Genomic DNA, 19,280 nt, shown 5'->3' on the forward strand with positions numbered 1-19,280 from the left:
CTGGTCGAAGACCCGGGTCGGCAAGGCCAAGACCGACGGCCAGTTCGAGATCGTCTACACCAGCCCCGAGCTGATCAAGCCCGACCCGTTCCCGAAGGGCTATCAGTGATCTTGATGACCGATCATCCTGGCGAGGACGGGAAGGCCTCCCCTTCCCCCATCCCAGCTCCTGCCCCGTCGACCGCCCGATGCAGAACTCAACGACCGGGATGCGCGAGCGCCCGGTGCGGATGGTGCTGAAGGACCGGCTCGACGCCGGGGAGGCGCGGAGCGGGGCGGCGGCGGGACGTCCGCGTCGCGCGGAGACCGGGTCTCGCAGGCGCTGACGCGACCGATCGGTCGCTCCTGTCAGCTCTGCTCCGCGCGGTCCGCTCCGTCGCACGATTCGGCCTCCCGGCGGGCCGCGCGGGCCTGGGCGATCAGGTCGACGGCCGTCAGCGCGGCGTTCGTCCCCGCACCGCCGGCCAGCAGCAAGCCCGGCGGGACGGTCCGGATCTGGGTGCGGGCGCCACGCAGGCCGCGGCGCCCGGTTCTGCGATCCGTCGCGTTCGTCATGACGCCGCGCCGCCTGTCAGCGCGGGCCTGATTGCGGACGAGGCCTCGGTACCGCGATGGTGACCAGCTCGCCGGTGATCGGATCGAGGATCGTCATGGGCCCTCCCGTGATTGAACCCCCATGGCGAACCCGAATTGTGGTTTAACATGGGCCAAGCGGGGCATGTGCACAGATTTGGAGGCCGATGATCTGAATGGCCGCTCTCTGATTGCTGAGTATCCACCCCAATATATGTGTTAAGGGGCCGCATTCCCGGAGCGGGGCGTTGCGGCGGTCGCGCCCTAAACCGACATCCACCGGAGCACGTCGGCCTCGACCATCCCGGCCCGGGGGCCGGCCAGCACCACCTGCCCGCGATCCATCACCGCGTAGGAATCGCAGAGGTCGCGGGCCCAGGCGAAATACTGCTCGACCAGCACGATTCCCATCTCGCCCTTGCCGCGCAGGTAGGTGATCGCCCGGCCGATATCCTTGATGATCGAGGGCTGGATGCCCTCGGTGGGCTCGTCGAGCACGAGGAGCTTCGGCCGCGTCACCAGAGCCCGGGCGATGGCGAGCTGCTGCTGCTGGCCGCCCGAGAGGTCGCCGCCGCGCCGGTGCAGCATGTCCTTGAGCACCGGGAACAGGTCGTAGATCTCCCCGGGGATGTGGCGGTCCCGGCGCTTCAGCGGCGCGAAGCCGGTCTCCAGGTTCTCCTTGACGGTGAGCAGCGGAAAGATCTCGCGGCCCTGGGGCACGAAGGCGATCCCGGCGCGCGCTCGGTCGTAGGGGGCAAGCCCCTGGATCGGGCGGCCGTCGAGGCGGATCGCGCCGCCGCGCACAGGCTGCTGGCCGACGATCGCCCGCATCAGCGAGGTCTTGCCGACGCCGTTGCGGCCCAGCACCGTCGTGACCTGCCCGGCCTCGGCGGTCAGGGAGACGCCGCGGAGCGCCTGCGCGGCGCCGTAATACAGGTCGATGCCCTCGACGCTCAGCATGGTCATCGGCCCAGATACACTTCGACCACCCGCGGGTCGGCCGAGACCGCGTCGATCGAGCCCTCGGCCAGCACCGCGCCCTCGTGCAGGCAGGTGACCCGGCAGCCGAGGTCGCGGACGAAGTGCATGTCGTGCTCCACCACCAGGACGGCGTGCTCGCCCGCGATCCGCCGGAGCAGGCGGGCGGTCTCGGCGGTCTCGGCATCGGTCATGCCGGCCACCGGCTCGTCGACCAGCAGGAGCTTCGGGTCCTGCGCGAGCAGCATGCCGATCTCCAGCCACTGCTTCTGGCCGTGGCTGAGATCGGCCGCAGGGCGGTCGCGATGGGCCAGGAGGCCGACGGTCTCCAGGAGGGCGTCGATCCGCTCCCGCGCCACCCGGTTGCGCCAGCCGAACAGGGACGCGAAGGCGGCCCGCGGCCCCTTGAGGGCCAGCAGGATGTTGTCGGCCACCGTGTGGCTCTCGAACACCGTCGGTTTCTGGAACTTGCGGCCGATGCCGAGGTCCGCGATCGCCGGCTCGTCGCTCTTCAGGAGGTCGTGGGTGCCGTCGAACAGGGCGATACCGCTATCCGGCCGGGTCTTGCCGGTGATGCAGTCCATCATGGTGGTCTTGCCGGCGCCGTTCGGGCCGATGATCGCCCGCAACTCGCCGCGGGCCAGCGTCAGCGACAGGCCGCGCAGGGCCTTGTAGCCGTCGAATGTCACCCGCAGGTCGTCGACATAGAGGAGTGCGTCCGTCTCGCGCTTCCGGTTGGCGGGGCCGCGGGCATCCGGGTGTTCGAGGAGGTCGGTGCTCACGAGCCCTGCCCTTCTTCCGCGAGTTTCGGGGCGATCTCGGGCTCCGGCGGCAGCTTGGCGGCCGCGCGCCGGCCGCCGAACCGCTCGATCGCGGTGCCGACGAGGCCGCGGGGCAGGAACAGCGTCACGACCACGAACAGGCCGCCGAGCGCGAACAGCCACGCGTCGGGCATCGCGCCGGTGAGCACGGTCTTGGCGTAGTTGACCAGCACGGCGCCGAGCGCCGCGCCGACCAGCGTGCCGCGGCCGCCCACCGCCACCCAGATCACCGTCTCGATGGAGTTGGTGGGGGCGAACTCCCCCGGGTTGATGATGCCGACCTGCGGCACGTAGAGGGCGCCGGCGACGCCCGCCATCATGGCCGAGACCGTGAAGGCCAGCGTCTTGAAGTGCTCCGGCCGGTAGCCGAGGAAGCGCGTGCGGCTCTCGGCATCGCGCACCGCGATCAGGATCTTTCCGTAGGCCGACACGGTCATGATCCGGGCGATCAGGTAGCCGAGCGCCAGCGCGATTCCGGTGGCGACGAAGATGCCGACGCGGAAGCCCTGTGCCTGGACGGAAAAACCCAGGAGATCTTTGAAGTCGGTGAGCCCGTTGTTGCCGCCGAGGCCCATGTCGTTGCGGAAGAAGGCGAGCATCAGCGCGTAGGTCAGCGCCTGGGTGATGATCGACAGGTAGACGCCCGTGACCCGGGACCGGAAGGCGAGCCAGCCGAACACGAAGGCGAGAAGCCCCGGCACCAGCAGCACCATCAGGGCCGCGAAGGCGAAGTGGTCGAAGCCGTACCAGTACCAGGGCAGGGCCTTGTAGTTCAGGAACACCATGAAGTCGGGCAGGATCGGGTTTCCGTAGACGCCGCGCGAGCCGATCTGGCGCATCAGGTACATGCCCATCGCGTAGCCGCCGAGCGCGAAGAACGCCCCGTGACCGAGCGAGAGGATGCCGCAATAACCCCAGACCAAGTCGAGGCTGACGGCGAGCAGCGCGTAGGCGAGATATTTTCCGAAGAGCGAGACGAGGTAGGTGGGCACGTGCAGGCCGGAGCCTTCCGGTACGGCGAGGTTCAGCACCGGCACGGCGAGGCAGAACGCTGCCAGCACGGCGAGGAAGATCCAGCCCTTCAGGTCGATGAGGGGGGTGCGGGGAGTCATAGGACAGATCCGTACACGCGGACGCGCATCCCCTCCCCCTTGCGGGGAGGGGTGGGTGTGGGGGTGGTCCCGGATCGGGCGCGGCGGTGCCTTCTGCGCCACCCCCACCCTCGGTTCCTCCCCGCAAGGCGGAGGGAAGGACGCTGGTCCCTCACGATTCCACCGCCCGGCCCTTGAGCGCGAAGAGGCCGCGCGGGCGCTTCTGGATGAACAGGATGATGAAGATCAGCAGGCCGATCTTGGCGAGCACCGCGCCGATATACGGCTCGGCGAGCTTGTTCACGACGCCGAGCGTCAGCGCCGCCACCAGCGTCCCCCAGAGATTGCCGACGCCGCCGAACACCACCACGAGGAACGAGTCGATGATGTAGCCCTGGCCGAGATTGGGCGAGACGTTGTCGATCTGCGACAGCGCGACTCCCGCTATCCCGGCGATGCCGGAGCCGAGCCCGAAGGTCAGCGCGTCGACATAGGGCGTGCGGATGCCCATGGCGGCGGCCATGCGCCGGTTCTGGGTGACCGCGCGGGTCTTCAGGCCGAAGGACGTCCTGCGCAGCACGAACAGGAGGCCCAGGAACACGGCCAGCGCGAACACGATGATCCAGAGCCGGCCCCAGGTGATCGACAGGCCGTAAAAATCGAAGGCGCCGCTCATGAAGGCGGGGGCGCCGACCTCGCGGTTGGTCGGGCCGAAGAGCGAGCGCACCCCCTGCTGCAAGGCGAGGCTGACCCCGAAGGTGGCGAGCAGCGTCTCCAGGGGACGCCCGTACAGGAAGCGGATGATGAACCGCTCGATCAGCACGCCCATCAACCCGGCCACCAGGAACGCGCAGGGGATGCTGATCGCGAGCGACCAGCCGAACAGGGCCGGCGCCTTGGTGCGGATCAGCTCCTGCACGCCGTAGGTCGTGTAGGCGCCGAGCATCACCATCTCGCCGTGGGCCATGTTGATCACGCCCATCACCCCGAAGGTGATAGCAAGCCCGATGGCGGCGAGGAGCAGGACCGAGCCGAGCGAGATGCCGTACCAGACGTTCTGGAGGGCGCCGAGGATCGCCAGCCGCGTCTCGATCGCCGCGACGCCCCGGCCGGCCGCCGCCCGCACCGCCTCGCTCGGATCCGCCGCGAGACCGCGCAGGATGCCCATCGCGTCGCCATCGCCCCGGGCCTGGAGGGCGGAAATTGCGGCAATCCGGTCGGCCTCCGCGGTTCCGGGCTTGGCGAGCAGCACGGCGGCGCGCGCCTCGGTCAGCGCCCGCCGGATCCCGGCCTGCGTCTCGCGCGCCAGGGCCGCGTCGAGGGCTGCGAGCGCTGCCGCGTCCCGGGCCTTGAACACCGCGTCGGTGGCGGCGCGGCGCTTGGCGGGATCGGGGCTCGCGAGGTCGAGCTGGCCGCGGGCGGCCTCGATCGCTCGGCGGACCCGGTTGTTGGCCCGCACCGGCTTGAGATCGGAGCCGTCGGCGGCGGGAGAGCCGGTCCGGGCATCCACGACGGCGTTGCCCTGCCGGATCAGCAGGGTCTTGTCCGGGCCCACCAGCAGCCGTCCGTCCGCCAGGGCCGCGAGGATCGCGTCGGCGCGCGGATCGCCGGAGGCGGCGAGGCCGGCGACGCCCGCCTCGATCTCGGCATAGCCGTCGCCGGCGAGCTGGCCGTAGGGATCGGGCGCCTGGGCCAGCGCAGGGGCGGCCAGCAGCAGGACCAGGAGGGTGAGGAGACGGAGCATCGAGACTTTCGTTGCGCCTGGAAACTGGGACGGGGACGCATGCAGCACCCGGGGTCGCGGTCCGGCGGCTGCGGCCTGTACGGACCGTTCAATGTTTGGCGCGCCAGGCCCCCTCTCCCGAACGGGAGAGGGGGCCCGCGCTGATCCTGAGCCGGGAGAGTGACCGCTTAGGCGCCGCCGCAGGTCTTGGTCTTGGTGTTGTAGTTGCCGCACTTGAGCTTGACCCAGTCGGCCTCGAGGTCCTTCGAGCCTTCCAGCTGCTTCGACCACGCCTCGCCGGGGATCAGGCCCTCGGTTTTCCACACCACGTCGAACTGGCCGTTCGACTCGATCTCGCCGATGAAGACCGGCTTGGTGATGTGGTGGTTCGGCAGCATCGTGGCGGTGCCGCCGGTGAGGTTCTTCTGCTCGATACCCGGGAGGGCGGCGATGACCTTGCCGGGGTCGGTGGTGCCGGCCTTCTCGACCGCCTTCACCCACATGTTGAAGCCGATGTAGTGGGCCTCCATCGGGTCATTGGTGACGGCTTTGGGGTTCTTCTTGAACGCCTGCCACTTCTTGATGAACTCCTCGTTCTCCGGCGTCTTGATCGACTCGAAGTAGTTCCAGGCGGCGAGGTGGCCGACCAGCGGCTTGGCGTCGATACCGGCGAGTTCCTCCTCGCCCACCGAGAAGGCGACGACCGGGATGTCGGTGGCCTTGATGCCCTGGTTCCCGAGTTCCTTGTAGAACGGCACGTTGGCGTCGCCGTTGATGGTCGAGACCACGGCGGTCTTCTTGCCGGCCGAGCCGAACGCCTTGATCTTCGACACCTCCGTCTGCCAGTCGGCGAAGCCGAACGGCGTGTAGTTGATCAGAATGTCCTCGTCCTTGACCCCTTTCGCCTTGAGGTAGGCTTCGAGGATCTTGTTGGTGGTGCGCGGATAAACGTAGTCGGTGCCCTCCAGCACCCAGCGCTTGGCGCCACCGCCCTCCTCCGACATCAGGTAGTCCACTGCCGGGATGGCCTGCTGGTTCGGGGCGGCTCCGGTGTAGAACACGTTCCGCTCGCTCTCCTCGCCCTCGTACTGGACGGGGTAGAACAGGATGTTGTCGAGTTCCTTGAAGACCGGCAACACCGACTTGCGCGACACGCTGGTCCAGCAGCCGAACACCGCCGCGACCTTGTCCTTGCTGATGAGTTCGCGGGCCTTCTCGGCGAAGAGCGGCCAGTTCGAGGCCGGATCGACCACAACCGGCTCCAGCTTCTTGCCGAGCACGCCACCCTTGGCGTTCTGCTCGGCGATCAGCATCAGCATCGCGTCCTTGAGGGTGGTCTCGGAGATCGCCATCGTGCCCGACAGCGAGTGAAGGATGCCGACCTTGATGGTCTCCTGCGCCCGCGCGGCCCCCGCCCCGAGGGCGCCCATCGCGAGTCCGGCGGCCAGCGCGGCGGCCGAGGCCCAAGTTCCAAATGCCTTCATGGCGGTCCCCTGCGTCGTCTTCCTTGCGACGGGTCGGAGCTTTGCAAATCACGTGCCAATTATTTAGGCAGGTCGGGTCGGACGGCTGTTTCGTGGCAGTCGACGCATAGAAGGGCGGCGTTTCGCCTTTCATGCCGGCAGATGCACGAGGCAGTTGGATCAACCGATGGGCATCGCGACCGGAAATGCGCCGGCACGTTGATCAGGCACCGATCGGTGCCACTTACCTCAGCCCGCGGCGCGAGCGGAGACGTCGCCCGACGGGCGGCATCCATGCGGCGTGTCGAAGTCGGGTCGGGGCCCGGTGCAGCAGGATAATATGGCAGAGCGCTACTATTTTCGCCTGAGCCGCGATGGCGAGACGATCGAGGACGAGGCGGGAGTCCCGGCCGCATCGCTCGCGCATGCGGAAGCGGAAGCGCTGGTGCTGATCGAAGAGTTCCGGCGCTCTGGCGAACTCCCGGACCCCGCGGCGGGCTGGCGCATGGAGATCCATGACGGGAACGGCACCGTCCTGCGGACGCTTCAGCTCTCCTGATGCGCCCGCCTCATCTTCCGACGGCCCGACCGGGCGCATCCCGACGGTCCTGAGCGGCTGCCGGCAGGGACGTCAATCCGCGTCCCGGCATCCCTTGCGGTGTCCGCCGCGATCCGGGGCATTCTGGCTCTGGGCGGGTTCCGCCGGACGTCCCTTGGGGCGCCGACACGGGTGATCGTCGCATGTTTCCGCGGATGAGGGCCGTCGGAAGATGGGGCGGGACGAGGCGGTAATTTGATGACCCCGAGGAGTAAGGATAGACGGTCGCGCGTTAAGCTTGCGCGGCTCCGTGCGCGGGGCGGTACCTGCGGGAGATCCCTTGAACCCCTTCCTTCGCAAGTTGGCGCTGCGCGCATCTTTGGACGACGGTGATGTGGCCGCGCTGGACGCCGCGACGCGCGATGTCGCGCAGGTCGATGCCGGCCGCGACCTGGTCTCGGAGGGCGAGCGGCCCGAAGCCGCCTACGTGATCCTCGACGGGTTCGCCTGCCGCTACAAGCTCCTGCCCGACGGTGGGCGATCGATCCTCGCCTACCTCGTTCCCGGCGACGGCTGCGATCTGCACGCATCCCTGCTCGACCGGGCGATCCACTCCGTGGCAACGCTGACGCCCTGCACCGTCGCCTCCGTGCCCTACCGGACGATCAAGCAACTTGCCGCTGTCCGGCCCAACATCTACCGCGCCCTGTGGTGGTCGATTCTGGTCGACGAGGCCGTGCTGCAGGAATGGCTGGTCGGGGTGGGGCGCCGGTCCGCCGACAGACAGGTCGCCCACATCATCTGCGAACTTTTCGCCCGCCTGAACGCCGTCGGCCTCGGCCTGGAGCCCGACTATCGGCTTCCGCTGGCGCAGTCGGAACTGGCCGACACCGCGGGACTCTCGAACGTCCATCTCTCGCGGGTCCTCTCGGATCTGCGCCGGGCCGGGCTGATCGAGAGCGGACGCAAGAGCGTGCGCGTGCCGAATCTCGAGCGTCTGCAGGAATTTGCCGGCTTCACGCTCGACTATCTGCTCCTGCCCGGCCCGAACCGGGCCATGGAGGCACTCGGTGCGCTGCCCCAGATGACCGGACAGGTGCGGGCGGCGTCGGCATCGTGAGGGCGCCGGCGGGCGCGCGGGGCGCGTTTCGTGCCGGATCGCGCCGGACCTCACCGGGTATCGCTGTCCCAGGCCGTCTCCGGCTCCTCAGCCACGTGGCATCCGATCCGAGCGGTGAGCGGCAGGCGGATCGTGCAGCGCAGCCCGTCCGGCTCGTAGTGCAGGTCGACCGCCGCGCCGAGATCGTCGGCCAGCATCTCCGTCAGCACGTCCGTGCCGAAGCCGCGCCGGTCCGATGCCCGGATGCCGCTGCCGCCGGTCTCGGCCCAGTCGAGGGTGAGGACGGGCGGTTCGGCCTCCCGGCTCACCCGCCACGCGGCGCGGATCCGGCCCTGCGGGAGCGCCAGGGATCCGTGTTCGACGGCGTTGCTGGTCAGCTCGTGCAGGGCCAGCGCGACGACCTGGGCGGCCTTGGGGCGGAGGCGCACCCGCGGGCCGGCGAGGGTGGCCTGCTCGCCCTCGCGCGCGAGGTGGAACATCAGCTCGTCCGAGATCAGCGTGTGCAGGTCGGCCTCGCCGAACGCGTCCGTGGCGGCCTGCACGCGCATCACCGCTCCGAACCGGCCGTCGAGATGCGCCACGTAGCTCTCGACATCCGCGGTGCGCTCGGCGGACCGGTGCATGACGGTGCGCATCATCGCCATCGTGTTGCGCATTCCGTGGCGCAGGCCGTCCGGCAGGCCCGCGGCGTCGAGCTGCCGGCGCAGGCGTGCATTGTCGGCCTCAAGGGCCGCGAGGCGCTCCGCCGGATCGCGAGGGTCTGTCATGCCGGGCCACTCCGGATGTCGTTCAACCTGGCTCAATCGCCACGGGGCGGGCAGGGTTCAGCGCGCGGCGGCGCGCTCGGTCTCCGTGAGGTGGAGATAGGCGATGTCGAAATGCGCGAGCCGGGCGAGCGCGACCGGATCGTGGATGGTCAGGCGCCGGCTGCGCAGGGTGATCAGCCCCATGCCGCGCAGCTCCTGAAGCGTCCGGTTGATGTGCACGCTGGTCTGGCCCATTGCGTCGCCGAGATCATTCTGCGTCATCGGCATCGCGCAGGTGTTCCCGTCCGTCAGCCCGATCGCCGCCAGCCGCGCATGGAGCTCGCAGAACAAGTGGGCGAGGCGCTCGATCCCGGTGCGGCTGCCGAGGCTGACCGTCCACTCGCGCTGGATCGCCGCGGTGGCCAGGGCCTCGCGATGGAAGGCCAGATCGAGCCGCGGGTTTCGGGCGGTCAGATCCTGCATCGCCGTGCCGGAGATCTGGCCGAGGAGCACCGGCGTGATCGCGCCGATCGCGTGATCCATCGCGTCGAGGAGGAAGACATGCGGATCGCACGGATCGCCCGGAAGCAGGAGCGAGACGATCTGGCGGCGCCCATTGGCGAATTGGCGGTACCGGCAGGCCCAGCCGTCGAGGATCACGTTGATGGCGCGCGGATCCTCGCCCTCGTGGATGATGTCGGTGCGCGCGGCGACCATGCGGCTCGGGCTCATGATATCGGCCAAGCACATCCGGTCGTCTTCGGAGAGCCGAACGTAGCGATTTAGCTTGTGCGCGAGCGGGTTTGGCATGGCGGCTTCTCCACGACGGCGTGGGAGCGCGAGCCTACATTTAGTTTCGCTCCAATAATACTTATGTAGATTAGTTTGCGCTACCGCAAGGTGTCCTTCGGCCCTCATTGCCCGCCTGACGGGCCTGAATCCGGATCCGGATTGAAGCCGCGCCGCCACGCCTGACCGGCACGATCCGGCAGTGCCGAACGGCCCGTCGGCGCGGCGGTGGAAGTGATTTCGTCACCCCGCCATGTGACGGGATAATGTTCGCGTGTCGTCTCGAAATTGGAAAGACTGTGCTTTTGACTTCAATGCTGCCCCAGAGCAGGATTTGACGAACGGGAGCAGCAAGATATCCGTTCAAGGCGGGTTCTCGTCCTGCGTATCATCTTTTCTCAACGGGGCCCGTCGGTTCGCGCCGATCCGGGCGGCCTATCCTGGACGGAGTCCGGATCATGCAGCCTGCGCTGCGCCCTGTTCGACCGGGTCGGGAGGGGCTACGTCCCCTCCCCCGTTCCGCCGCCCGCCCGGCCGCGGTCCCTGTCGCCGGCGGCAGCCCGCGTGGCGACCGGGCGGGGCTGGTCCTGTCGATCGAGGGATTGTCCCTCGCCTTCGGCGGCACGGTGGCCTTCGCGGAGATCGATCTCGCGGTCGGCGCCGGCGAGATCCATGCGGTGATCGGGCCGAACGGCGCCGGGAAATCCTCGCTGATCAACGCGGTCACCGGCCTCTACGCGCCGCAGGCCGGGCGGGTGCGGATCGGCGCAGAGGCTTTCGCCCGGGTGCCCGCCGGGCGGCTCGCCGCGCTCGGCGTCGCCCGGACCTTCCAGAACCTCGCCCTGTTCGCGGGCCTCAGCGTCCGCGATAACGTCCTGTCGGGGCTCGCGGCGGCGCGGCGCGCCGGGCTCGGGGCTCAGATCCTGGGCCTGCGCTCGGCCCGGCGAGAGGCGCTGGCGCATCGCGACGCCGCCGAGGCGGTGATCGGGCGCCTCGGACTCGGGGCCGTGGCAGACCGTCCGGCCGGCCGCCTCCCCTACGGGCTCCAGAAGCGGGTCGAACTCGGCCGGGCGCTGGTGGCCCGGCCGCGGCTCCTGCTCCTCGACGAGCCGATGGCCGGCATGACCGCTACCGAGAAGGCCGAGATGACCGGCTTCATCCGGGCGGCGCGGGAGACGTCCGGGGCCGCGATCGTGCTGATCGAGCACGATATCGGCGTCGTCATGCGCCTCTCCGACCGGGTGACCGTGCTCGACCACGGCCGCCGCATCGCCACCGGCACGCCGGCGCAGGTGCAGGCGGACCCGGCCGTCATCGCCGCCTATCTGGGGCTCGCGGACGGAGATGCCGCCATGGATGCCGCATGAGCCCGGATCTCGCCTTCCTGATCGAGGTCGTGGTCGGCGGCCTCCTGTCGGGGATCATGTTCGCCCTCGTGGCGATCGGCTTCGTGCTGATCTACAAGACTTCGGGCGTGCTGAACTTCGCGCAGGGCGCGATGGTGCTGTTCGCCGCCCTCACCTTCGTGAGCCTGACCGAGCGCGGCCTGCCCTTTCCCGCAGCGCTCGCCGCAACCCTCGCCGCGATGGTGGTGGTCGGGCTCGGCGTGGAGCGCTTGGTGCTGCGGCCGCTGGTCAACCAGCCGCCGATCACCCTGTTCATGGCGACGCTGGGGGTCGCCTACGTGATCGAGGGCGCGGCCCAGCTCGCCTGGGGCACCCAGGTCCACGGGCTCGACCTCGGCATCGACGACACGCCGCTCGATCTCGGCGGCGTTCTGGTGAGCCGGTTCGACCTGTTCGCCGCCGCGACCGCCGGCCTGATGGTGGCGCTGCTCTCCGCCTTCTTCCGCTACACTCGCACGGGCCTCGCCTTCCGGGCGGTGGCGGACGATCCGCTGGCCGCCCTCAATACCGGCCTGCGCCTGCCCCGGATCTGGTCGGCGGTCTGGATCGCCGCCGGGATCGTCGCGCTGGTGGCGGGGCTGCTCTGGGGCGCGCGGCTCGGCGTGCAGTTCTCCCTGTCGCTGGTGGTGCTGAAGGCGCTGCCGGTGCTCGTGCTCGGCGGCTTCGATTCCATCGCCGGGGCGATCGTGGCCGGGCTGATCGTCGGCGCGGTGGAGAAGCTGTCCGAGGTCTATCTCGGGCCGGTCATCGGCGGCGGGATCGAGGGCTGGATCGCCTACGTGGCGGCGCTCGGGTTCCTGCTGGCGCGGCCCTCGGGCCTGTTCGGCCTGCGCGCCGTCGAGCGGGTCTGAGCCGCCATGGTCGCCCGCCCCCGCGCCGCACCGCGCCTCCGCCCGTCCGCCGGGGCCCTCGGCCTCGGCGCCCTGCTGGTGCTGGCCTACGGGATCGTGCCGCTCACCGGTACGAGCTACCTGTTCGAGGCGCTGCTGACGCCGTTCCTGGCGCTGGCGCTGGCCGGCCTCGGGCTCAACCTGCTCACCGGCTATGCCGGGCTGCTCTCGCTGGGCTCGGCCGCCTTCATGGCGGTGGGGGCCTACGCGGCCTTCAACCTGTCGCTGCGCCTGCCCGGCCTGCCCCTGCCGGGGTCGCTCCTGTTCGCCGGCCTCGTGGCGGCGCTCGCCGGGCTGGTGGCGGGGCTGCCGGCCCTGCGGCTGCGCGGCTTCTACCTCGCGGTCTCGACGCTCGCCGTACAGTTCTTCGTCGCCTGGGCGCTGAACCGGATCGGCTGGATCTCCAACGACAGCCCCTCGGGCATCATCACCGCCCCCCGGCTGGTGGTGGCCGGCCTGTCCTTCGACGATCCGCGCGGGCGCTACTTGGTCTCGCTCACGGTGGTCACGCTGCTGACCGCCCTCGCGTGGCGCCTCGTGACCTCCCCCACGGGCCGCAACCTCGTGGCGATCCGCGACAACGAGACCGCCGCCCGCCTCGTCGGCGTGAAGGTCGCCCGGACCAAGCTCCTGGCCTTCGCGGTCTCGTCCTTCGTGATCGGCATCGCCGGGGCGCTGTGGGCCTTCGCGTATCTGCGCACCGTCGAGCCGGCGGGGTTCAACCTCGACCGCTCCTTCCAGATCCTGTTCATCGTCATCATCGGCGGCCTGGGCACCCTGCGCGGCGCCTTCCTGGGCGCGGGCTTCATCGCGGTGCTGCCCCTGCTCCTTTCCCGCCTCGGCGCGGCGGTCCTGGGCGACGGGTTCGATTCCGGCGCATGGTGCTCGGCGCCCTGATCGTCGCCGTGCTGATCCGCGAGCCCGCCGGCCTCGCCGCGCTCCTCGACCGGGCGGGCCGCCGCCTCGGCCGTCGCGCTGCCTGATCCCCTCCCCGTCTGACCAACCCCAGGACGATTATGCCCCTGACGACCCGTCTCCGCGCCGCGCTCCTCGCCGGCACCGTCGTGCTCGCCGGCGCGGCCCCCAGGCCGGGTGGGCCGACGAGCAGTATTTCCCGCTCCAGAGCTACCGGGTCGGCCCCTATGCGGCCGGTGGGACCGGCTTCTTCGGCGGCTTCATCGACTATCTCAACCTGATCAACGCCCGGGACGGAGGCGTGAACGGCGTCAAGCTCATCTGGAGCGAGGGTGAGACCCAGTACGAGGTCGAGCGCGGCGTCGAGGTCTACGAGCGGCTCAAATCCCGGCCCGGCATCGCCGCCTGGAACCCGCTCTCCGTGGGCATCGCCTACGCGATGATCGACCGCATCAGCGCCGACAAGGTGCCGCTGATCACGATCAATCACGGCCGCACCGATTCCACCGACGGGCGCGTCTTCCCCTACGTGTTCCCGCTGCTGCTCAATCCCTACAGCGAGACGAGCGGCATCATCCAGTATCTCGGCACCCGCGCGGGCGGCCTCGACAAGCTCAAGGGCAAGACCGTCGCGGTGCTCTACCACGGCTCGCCCTACGGCAAGGAGACGATCCCGATCTACGCGCAGCTCGCCAGGCAGTACGGCTTCACCGTCGAGCAGATCGAGGTCCCCCATCCCGGCAACGAGCAGCAATCGCAATGGCTGACGATCCGGCGGCTGCGGCCCGATTTCGTGGTGCTGCGCGGCTGGGGCGTGATGAACCCGGTGGCCCTCAAGACTGCCCAGAAGACCGGCTTCCCGGCCGACCGGATCGTCGGCAATGTCTGGTCGAACTCGGAGGAGGACGTCGTCCCGGCGGGCGACGCCGCCAAGGGCTACGTCGCCATCACCACCCAGGCGTCGGGCACCGCCTACCCGGTGATCCAGGAGGTCGTCGGCAAGGTCTACGGGGCCGGCAACGGCAACCTCGCCGACCGGAAACGGATCGGCAGCGTCTACCACAATCTCGGGGTGCTGAACGGCATCCTCAACGTCGAGGCGGTGCGGATCGCGCAAGGCAAGTTCGGCCAGCGCACGCTGACCGGCGACGAGGTGCGCTGGGGCTTCGAGCACCTGCGCCTCGACGAGGCCCGGGTGGCGGCGCTCGGCGCCAAGGGGCTGTTCCACTCGATCACCGTCACCTGCGCCAACCACGAGGGCGAGGGCCGCGTCACCTTCCAGCAATGGGACGGGGCGCGGTGGAACGTGGTGTCCGACTGGATCGCCCCCGACTGGGCGAGCCTGCGCCCGATCATCGAGGCGTCCTCGACCGCCTACGCCAAGGAGCACGGCATCACCCCGCGCGACTGCGCGGCCGAGGAGGCCGCTGACAACCAGGGCGGCCAGCAGGCCGCCGCGGCGGGCCGATGAGCGACGGCGCCGGTCCGCCGCTCCTGCAGGTCGAGGCGCTGGAGGCCGTCTATGGCGGGGCCGTGCACGCTCTGCACGGCGTCGATCTCGCGGTCCGGGCGGGGGAGATCGTCGCCCTGGTCGGCGCCAACGGCGCCGGCAAGACGACCCTGCTGCGGGCGGTGTCGAACCTGCTCCCGGCCCTGCGCGGGCAGGTCACGGCCGGGCGCCTCACCTATGACGGACGGGACGTGACGCGGACCCGGACCGATAATCTGGTCCGTGCCGGGCTCGTGGGCGTGCTGGAGGGGCGCCACTGCTTCCGGGGCTTGAGCGTCCAGGAGAACCTCGTCGCGGGCGGCCTCGGGCGCGGCTCGAGCCGCGGAACCGTGCGTGCCGACCTGGAGCGGGTCTACGGCCTGTTCCCGCGCCTCGCAGCGAAGCGGGGAGTCGCCGCCGGCCTGCTCTCGGGCGGCGAGCAGCAGATGGCGGCGATCGGCCGGGCGCTGATGGGGCGGCCCCGGCTGCTCGTCCTCGACGAGCCGTCCACGGGACTCGCCCCCCAGGTTGTGGAAGAGATCTACAGGATTCTGGCGGGCCTGAACCAGGCCGAGGGCCTGACCCTGCTGGTGGCGGAGCAGAATGTCCGCCTCGCCCTGCGCCATGCCCACCACGCCGTCGTGCTGGAGAACGGACGGAGCGCGCTGGCCGGCAACGCCGCGTCCCTGCGGGCGCGGGATGATGTCCGGTTCCTGTATCTCGGCGGTGCCGAGCGTCCTGGTGCCGAGCGTCCTGTCGCCGCGTCGCCGGAGACGCGCCGCCGCGCGCCGGCCTGACGGCACCGGCTCACCGCAGGGTCCGCGTCAGGACTCGAGGTCGGCCCGGCGCAGGGACCAGAGCAGGGTGCCGTGGGCGTCGACCAGCCACAGGGCGTTCACCGCCTCGTCCTCGATCGCCAGCGAGCGGCTGTTGGCGAGTCGGACCGCCTCCTTCGCGTCCGCGGCCGTGAGTTCCTCATCGACGCGCGGCGCGCCGATCTCCCCATCCGCGCCACGAACCGCCCCGCGCAGGCGATAATCCGGCATCCGGCGACTCCCATCTCCGACCGACCGCTCCGAGGCGTGGCCTTGGGTGCGAAGATAGGCGCCGGCGCGGCAAGTCGAGGGTGCGCGGGCCGCTACGGCCCGGCACGGCTCGCCAGAATCTGCTGCGGCCCAGCGAGGAACAGCGCCCGCAGCGCGGCGGCCGATTCCCGGGGCGGCAGGTCGAGGGCGTGCCGCGTCTCCGCGATCCGGGCGGCGCAATCCGCTGGCGGGGCGGCATCCGGGACCGTGGCGGACGCGTCCGCCCCGTTCGGCCGCGCGGCCTGTGTCCGGGCGAGGAGCGGGGCGAGCCCGTGCGATGCAGGCCCCTCGGCCCGCAGACGCGCGTCCAGCGCCACGAGGTCACCGGCCGCGAGGATGCCGCAGGCCGCCGCATCCTGCGTTTCGGTACGCCGCAGCGTCGCCAGGATCCGGTGTCCCAGGGCCCGGACGACCCCATCATCGGCTGCCCGGAAGCGCCGCTGCAGGTAGCTGGCGGCCATCCGCCTCAGGTCCGCGGCGGCCACCGCCTCCGGCCGACCGGCGACGTAGCCGTCCCGGTACCGACGGGCGATCGGGTCGAGCCCCGCCGCCTCGGCCTGGCGCAAGATCGGCAGGCTCCGCAGGATCGCGGCCCGAGCCCCGGACGCGCTCGGATCCGCGTCCAGGGTCGAATCGGGGAAGCGGTCCGGGCCGACGACCTCGGTGACGATGCCGGCCGCGCGCAGCTCCCCTGCCGTCGGGATCCAGATCCCGGCCGGCGGTACCGCCAGGGCCCGCGTCACGAAGGCGACCGGCAGGCCGGCGGCCCGGTAGGCCGCCCGCTCCGGCGCGGAATCCACCGGGCGCATCCGGCCCCGCGCGCCGATCTCGTAGGGGGCGTGGAAGCCGAGCCGGCCGCCGGTCGCGAGGTAGCGCGTCCGGCCGCGGACGAAGATCAGCGTGCAGGCCGAGGCACAGGCATCGGGAACGTAGGTGGAAAGCCCCCGCGCCGCCACGAGCGCCCCGATCGCCGCGCCCTCCTCCACGAGGCCGCCGTCGCTGGTGAGATGGAGGCGCGCGATCTGCGGGTGCGCGGCGAGGATGGCGGCGACCCGCACGGCCACGCCCTCGGTGAGATCGCCCGCGAGGCGCAGGTCCCGGCCGCCCGGCCCGACCGTGAGCCGGGCCGGGACCTCCGGCCTGTCGGCCAAAGACGCCGCTTGGCGGCCCTTCGGCGGGTGCCCGGCGGCCGGGCCGGCGGCACCCAGCGCCAGGGCGAGGGCGCAGGCAGCCGTCCCCGTCCGGCGCTTCCACCCGCGGGGGAGGCCCGACATGATAGGTTTCCGTCGTTCGTGTTCGGGGAGGCCGGCGCGGCCGGACGCGGCGCGCCTACTGGAGGTAGGCGACGAACATCTCGGATACGGCCCTAGACGCGTAGGCTTCCGGGCTCTCGCCCCAGCGGATCGGGAAGGCCTCGGCCACCGGGCGGCCGGCGAGGATCCGGGCGACCTCGTCGGGCATCAGGCCGTCGCCGAGGGCGCTCGCGAGGGCGGCGCGTTCGTGGGAGGGATGGGAGCGGATGCTCCGGGACAGGGCCCGGCCGAGGGCCAGGGCCGGCTCGGCGCCCAGGCCGGAACGGGTGTTGCGGGTCGTGTCATAGGTCAGCATCGGTGGTCGCCTTTCGTGTCTGATGTCGTGCGCTCTCCTCCTCCTGGACGCGGCAACACGGCAGACACGGCGCAGTCATCAGGGCGATCCGTTTGTTGCTGGCGATCACGGCAAACCTCCATCCGGCTCTGCGCCGACTGCGCGTCGACCCCTTCAATCTAGAGGCCGGGCCTGAGAATGTGCTGCCAAATTGACGAAGACTTGCAGCGCAGGTCGTTCGTCGAAGGCGCATCCCGGAGCAGAAGCACGGGCCGGCCGGCATGGACCGGCGTCGCGGCCGCGATCGGTCGCGCTCCCGTCGGCCGGGCGCTGAGCTTGCCAAATGCGGGGCGATGCGTAAACATCGTGTTATAACAAGAACTTAGCGAAAATGATGCTCCGGCTTCGGCCGTGCACGGTCGAAACCTTCTCCGCCGGACCGGGGCATCCGGAAAAGACTTCTCGCCATCAGCGCCGATCCTGGTTCGGGCGTCGGCGGCGGTAGAATCGGGCCGCCGCGACCGGCCGATCCAAGGGGGACCACACTATGGCCTCAGCGACGATGATGCAGGGCGACGAGGTCGTGTTCGCGCGGCTCGACCTCGCCGAGATCCTGGGGATCTGGCGGCATGCCCGGGGCCGGGTGGTGGGCATCCACCGCTCGGGCGAGGCACCGGCCACCGTGGACGTGAAGTTCCAGGGGCACGACACCCTGGAGCGCTACCTGCCCGACCTGTTCCGCTCCGCCGCGTGATCGGCGGCGGCCGATGCATCACTCTGCCGTGCCCGCCGCGGGTGCCACGATGGCCGTGGTCCAGCCGCCCCTGCGCATCACGAGCCGCAGCACCGCGGAGGCCGAGGTTTGGGCGGCCCTGCGCGCCGAGGCCGCGGCGGCCCTGATCGAGGAGCCGCTCTATGCCGGCATCATCCAGGCGACGATTCTCGACCAGCCCACCCTGGCGCGGGCCCTCGCCTACCGCCTCGCTCACCGGCTCGGCGACGGCGACCTCGCCCGGCTGTCGATGCGCGACCTGTGCCTCTCGGCCTTCGAGGCGGATCCGCAGGCCGGGGCCCACGCGGTGCGCGACCTCGTGGCAATCCGCGAGCGCGACCCGACCTGCCGCCGCTATCTCGATCCGTTCCTGTTCTACAAGGGCCTGGCGGCGCTGGAGGCCTACCGTGTCGGCCACTGGCTCTGGCACCAGGGCCGGGCGACCCTGGCACTGCACGTCCAGAGCCGCATCTCGGAAGTGTTCGGCTGCGACATCCATCCGGCGGCCCGGATCGGCTCGGGAGTGTTCATCGACCACGCCACCGGGGTGGTGATCGGCGAGACCACGGTGATCGCCGACGACGTCTCGATCCTCCAGTCGGTGACGCTCGGCGGCAACGGCAAGGAGAGTGGCGACCGGCATCCCAAGATCGAGCGCGGGGTGCTGCTCAGCGTCGGCGCCAAGGTTCTGGGCAACATCCGGGTCGGGGCGGGCGCCAAGGTCGCGGCCGCCGCGGTGGTGCTGCAGGACGTCCCGCCCCACACGACCGTTGCCGGTGTACCCGCCCGGGTCGTCTCGCGCCTGCCCGCCGGCGAGGAGCCGGCGCTCAGCATGGACCAATCCTTCGGCTACGGGGATGGGATCTGAGACGAGACGAAAAAATCTTCCCGTGAAACAAAGTCGTCCGGATCCCGGCACGTGTGCCGATCTGATGAAATTAAATTCTCTGATCCGGCAACGTGGCTGCTGACTTCTCCTATGCGTTGTGCATGCCAGAGGTTCTATTTCCAAGAAATGGCATCAAATAGGGAGATCGTTTCGTTGACCCTCGGCCGAATCGGACGTTATCCAGAACTTGCCGGTCTCGGATGCGCTGCGGCTGTCTGAGCGGCAGACGATGATCGTCTAATTGCCGGAAAATACATCATCCGACCGACGATAATGCGATCTCTTGGTCTGCTATCGTCGTGAAATATTGATCAATACGTGTTGCGCCCGCCCCGTGCACGCTGCGGGGCGAACCATCATCTGCGGATTGATGCGGCGTGCCTGCAACCCTGGATGGAGTGAGGA

General features: G+C 70.2%; 19 protein-coding genes and 2 pseudogenes. 10 read left to right on the forward strand and 11 right to left on the reverse strand.

The features are described 5' to 3' along the window. Positions 1–109, forward strand: a 109-nt coding sequence (locus CIW48_RS12790; RefSeq protein ID WP_149311123.1) for a transporter substrate-binding protein, incomplete at its 5' end; no start/stop codon positions are given. Between the two features lie 239 nt (positions 110–348). Here the strand turns inward: CIW48_RS12790 and CIW48_RS12795 are convergent. From CIW48_RS12795 to urtA, 6 genes are all read right to left on the reverse strand, one after another. Further along, positions 349–555: a hypothetical protein gene (locus CIW48_RS12795; protein ID WP_149311124.1), complete on the reverse strand. Its 207-nt coding sequence runs from the start codon at positions 553–555 to the stop codon at positions 349–351. A gap of 282 nt (positions 556–837) precedes the next feature. Further along, positions 838–1,533 carry an urea ABC transporter ATP-binding subunit UrtE gene (urtE, locus tag CIW48_RS12800; RefSeq protein ID WP_149311252.1) on the reverse strand — a complete coding sequence of 232 codons (696 nt, stop codon included), beginning with the start codon at positions 1,531–1,533 and terminating at the stop codon, positions 838–840. Positions 1,534–1,535: 2 nt separating this feature from the next. Next, entirely contained in the window at positions 1,536–2,333 is a 798-nt protein-coding gene (gene urtD, locus CIW48_RS12805) for an urea ABC transporter ATP-binding protein UrtD (RefSeq protein WP_149311125.1), read from the reverse strand. Then, positions 2,330–3,484, reverse strand: a complete 1,155-nt coding sequence (urtC, locus tag CIW48_RS12810; protein ID WP_149311126.1) for an urea ABC transporter permease subunit UrtC — start codon at positions 3,482–3,484, stop codon at positions 2,330–2,332. The genes urtD and urtC overlap by 4 nt, the downstream gene beginning before the upstream one ends. Positions 3,485–3,635: 151 nt before the next feature. Then, complete coding sequence (urtB, locus tag CIW48_RS12815; protein WP_149311127.1) at positions 3,636–5,207, reverse strand: urea ABC transporter permease subunit UrtB; 1,572 nt, start codon at positions 5,205–5,207, stop codon at positions 3,636–3,638. A 167-nt stretch (positions 5,208–5,374) separates the two neighbouring features. Next, on the reverse strand, positions 5,375–6,670 hold the full coding sequence (gene urtA / locus CIW48_RS12820) for an urea ABC transporter substrate-binding protein (protein WP_149311128.1): 1,296 nt from the start codon (positions 6,668–6,670) through the stop codon (positions 5,375–5,377). 319 nt (positions 6,671–6,989) lie between these two features. On the opposite strand from urtA, the gene CIW48_RS12825 reads away from it, so the two are divergent. Both CIW48_RS12825 and CIW48_RS12830 read left to right on the forward strand, forming a co-directional pair. Beyond that, positions 6,990–7,208 carry a hypothetical protein gene (locus CIW48_RS12825; protein WP_149311129.1) on the forward strand — a complete coding sequence of 73 codons (219 nt, stop codon included), beginning with the start codon at positions 6,990–6,992 and terminating at the stop codon, positions 7,206–7,208. A 319-nt stretch (positions 7,209–7,527) separates the two neighbouring features. Further along, a complete protein-coding gene (locus CIW48_RS12830) occupies positions 7,528–8,307 on the forward strand; it encodes a Crp/Fnr family transcriptional regulator (RefSeq protein ID WP_149311130.1) in 780 nt (259 codons plus the stop codon). Positions 8,308–8,357: 50 nt separating this feature from the next. Here CIW48_RS12830 and CIW48_RS12835 read toward each other — a convergent pair whose 3' ends face one another. Both CIW48_RS12835 and CIW48_RS12840 read right to left on the reverse strand, forming a co-directional pair. Further along, the gene (locus CIW48_RS12835; RefSeq protein ID WP_149311131.1) at positions 8,358–9,074 is read right to left on the reverse strand and encodes an HWE histidine kinase domain-containing protein; all 717 of its coding nucleotides are present in this window, start codon (positions 9,072–9,074) and stop codon (positions 8,358–8,360) included. A gap of 57 nt (positions 9,075–9,131) precedes the next feature. Further along, complete coding sequence (locus CIW48_RS12840; RefSeq protein ID WP_149311132.1) at positions 9,132–9,863, reverse strand: Crp/Fnr family transcriptional regulator; 732 nt, start codon at positions 9,861–9,863, stop codon at positions 9,132–9,134. 437 nt (positions 9,864–10,300) lie between these two features. Between CIW48_RS12840 and CIW48_RS12845 the strand changes: the two genes are divergently transcribed. The 5 genes and pseudogenes from CIW48_RS12845 (at position 10,301) to CIW48_RS12865 (ending at position 15,339) form a co-directional block, all read left to right on the forward strand. Next, on the forward strand, positions 10,301–11,209 hold the full coding sequence (locus tag CIW48_RS12845) for an ABC transporter ATP-binding protein (RefSeq protein WP_149311133.1): 909 nt from the start codon (positions 10,301–10,303) through the stop codon (positions 11,207–11,209). Next, a complete protein-coding gene (locus CIW48_RS12850; protein WP_149311134.1) occupies positions 11,206–12,099 on the forward strand; it encodes a branched-chain amino acid ABC transporter permease in 894 nt (297 codons plus the stop codon). The genes CIW48_RS12845 and CIW48_RS12850 overlap by 4 nt, the downstream gene beginning before the upstream one ends. A gap of 6 nt (positions 12,100–12,105) precedes the next feature. After that, positions 12,106–13,121 (forward strand): annotated as a pseudogene (locus tag CIW48_RS12855) (branched-chain amino acid ABC transporter permease). A 33-nt stretch (positions 13,122–13,154) separates the two neighbouring features. Next, a pseudogene (locus tag CIW48_RS12860) lies at positions 13,155–14,524 on the forward strand (ABC transporter substrate-binding protein). After that, the gene (locus CIW48_RS12865; RefSeq protein ID WP_149311135.1) at positions 14,521–15,339 is read left to right on the forward strand and encodes an ABC transporter ATP-binding protein; all 819 of its coding nucleotides are present in this window, start codon (positions 14,521–14,523) and stop codon (positions 15,337–15,339) included. Before CIW48_RS12860 ends, CIW48_RS12865 begins: the two are co-directional and overlap by 4 nt. 27 nt (positions 15,340–15,366) lie before the next feature. Here CIW48_RS12865 and CIW48_RS12870 read toward each other — a convergent pair whose 3' ends face one another. From CIW48_RS12870 to CIW48_RS12880, 3 genes are all read right to left on the reverse strand, one after another. Further along, on the reverse strand, positions 15,367–15,588 hold the full coding sequence (locus CIW48_RS12870) for a hypothetical protein (protein ID WP_091780462.1): 222 nt from the start codon (positions 15,586–15,588) through the stop codon (positions 15,367–15,369). A gap of 92 nt (positions 15,589–15,680) precedes the next feature. Next, positions 15,681–16,901 carry a hypothetical protein gene (locus CIW48_RS12875; RefSeq protein WP_149311136.1) on the reverse strand — a complete coding sequence of 407 codons (1,221 nt, stop codon included), beginning with the start codon at positions 16,899–16,901 and terminating at the stop codon, positions 15,681–15,683. A gap of 55 nt (positions 16,902–16,956) precedes the next feature. Further along, on the reverse strand, positions 16,957–17,235 hold the full coding sequence (locus tag CIW48_RS12880; protein WP_149311137.1) for a hypothetical protein: 279 nt from the start codon (positions 17,233–17,235) through the stop codon (positions 16,957–16,959). Positions 17,236–17,761: 526 nt separating this feature from the next. On the opposite strand from CIW48_RS12880, the gene CIW48_RS12885 reads away from it, so the two are divergent. Next, positions 17,762–17,968, forward strand: coding sequence for a hypothetical protein (locus tag CIW48_RS12885; RefSeq protein ID WP_091780472.1), 207 nt, complete (start codon positions 17,762–17,764; stop codon positions 17,966–17,968). 13 nt (positions 17,969–17,981) lie between these two features. Then, on the forward strand, positions 17,982–18,854 hold the full coding sequence (gene cysE, locus CIW48_RS12890) for a serine O-acetyltransferase (RefSeq protein ID WP_149311138.1): 873 nt from the start codon (positions 17,982–17,984) through the stop codon (positions 18,852–18,854). Positions 18,855–19,280: the final 426 nt, after the last annotated feature.

The organism is Methylobacterium sp. P1-11 (genome assembly GCF_008329595.1).
Lineage (GTDB): Bacteria > Pseudomonadota > Alphaproteobacteria > Rhizobiales > Beijerinckiaceae > Methylobacterium.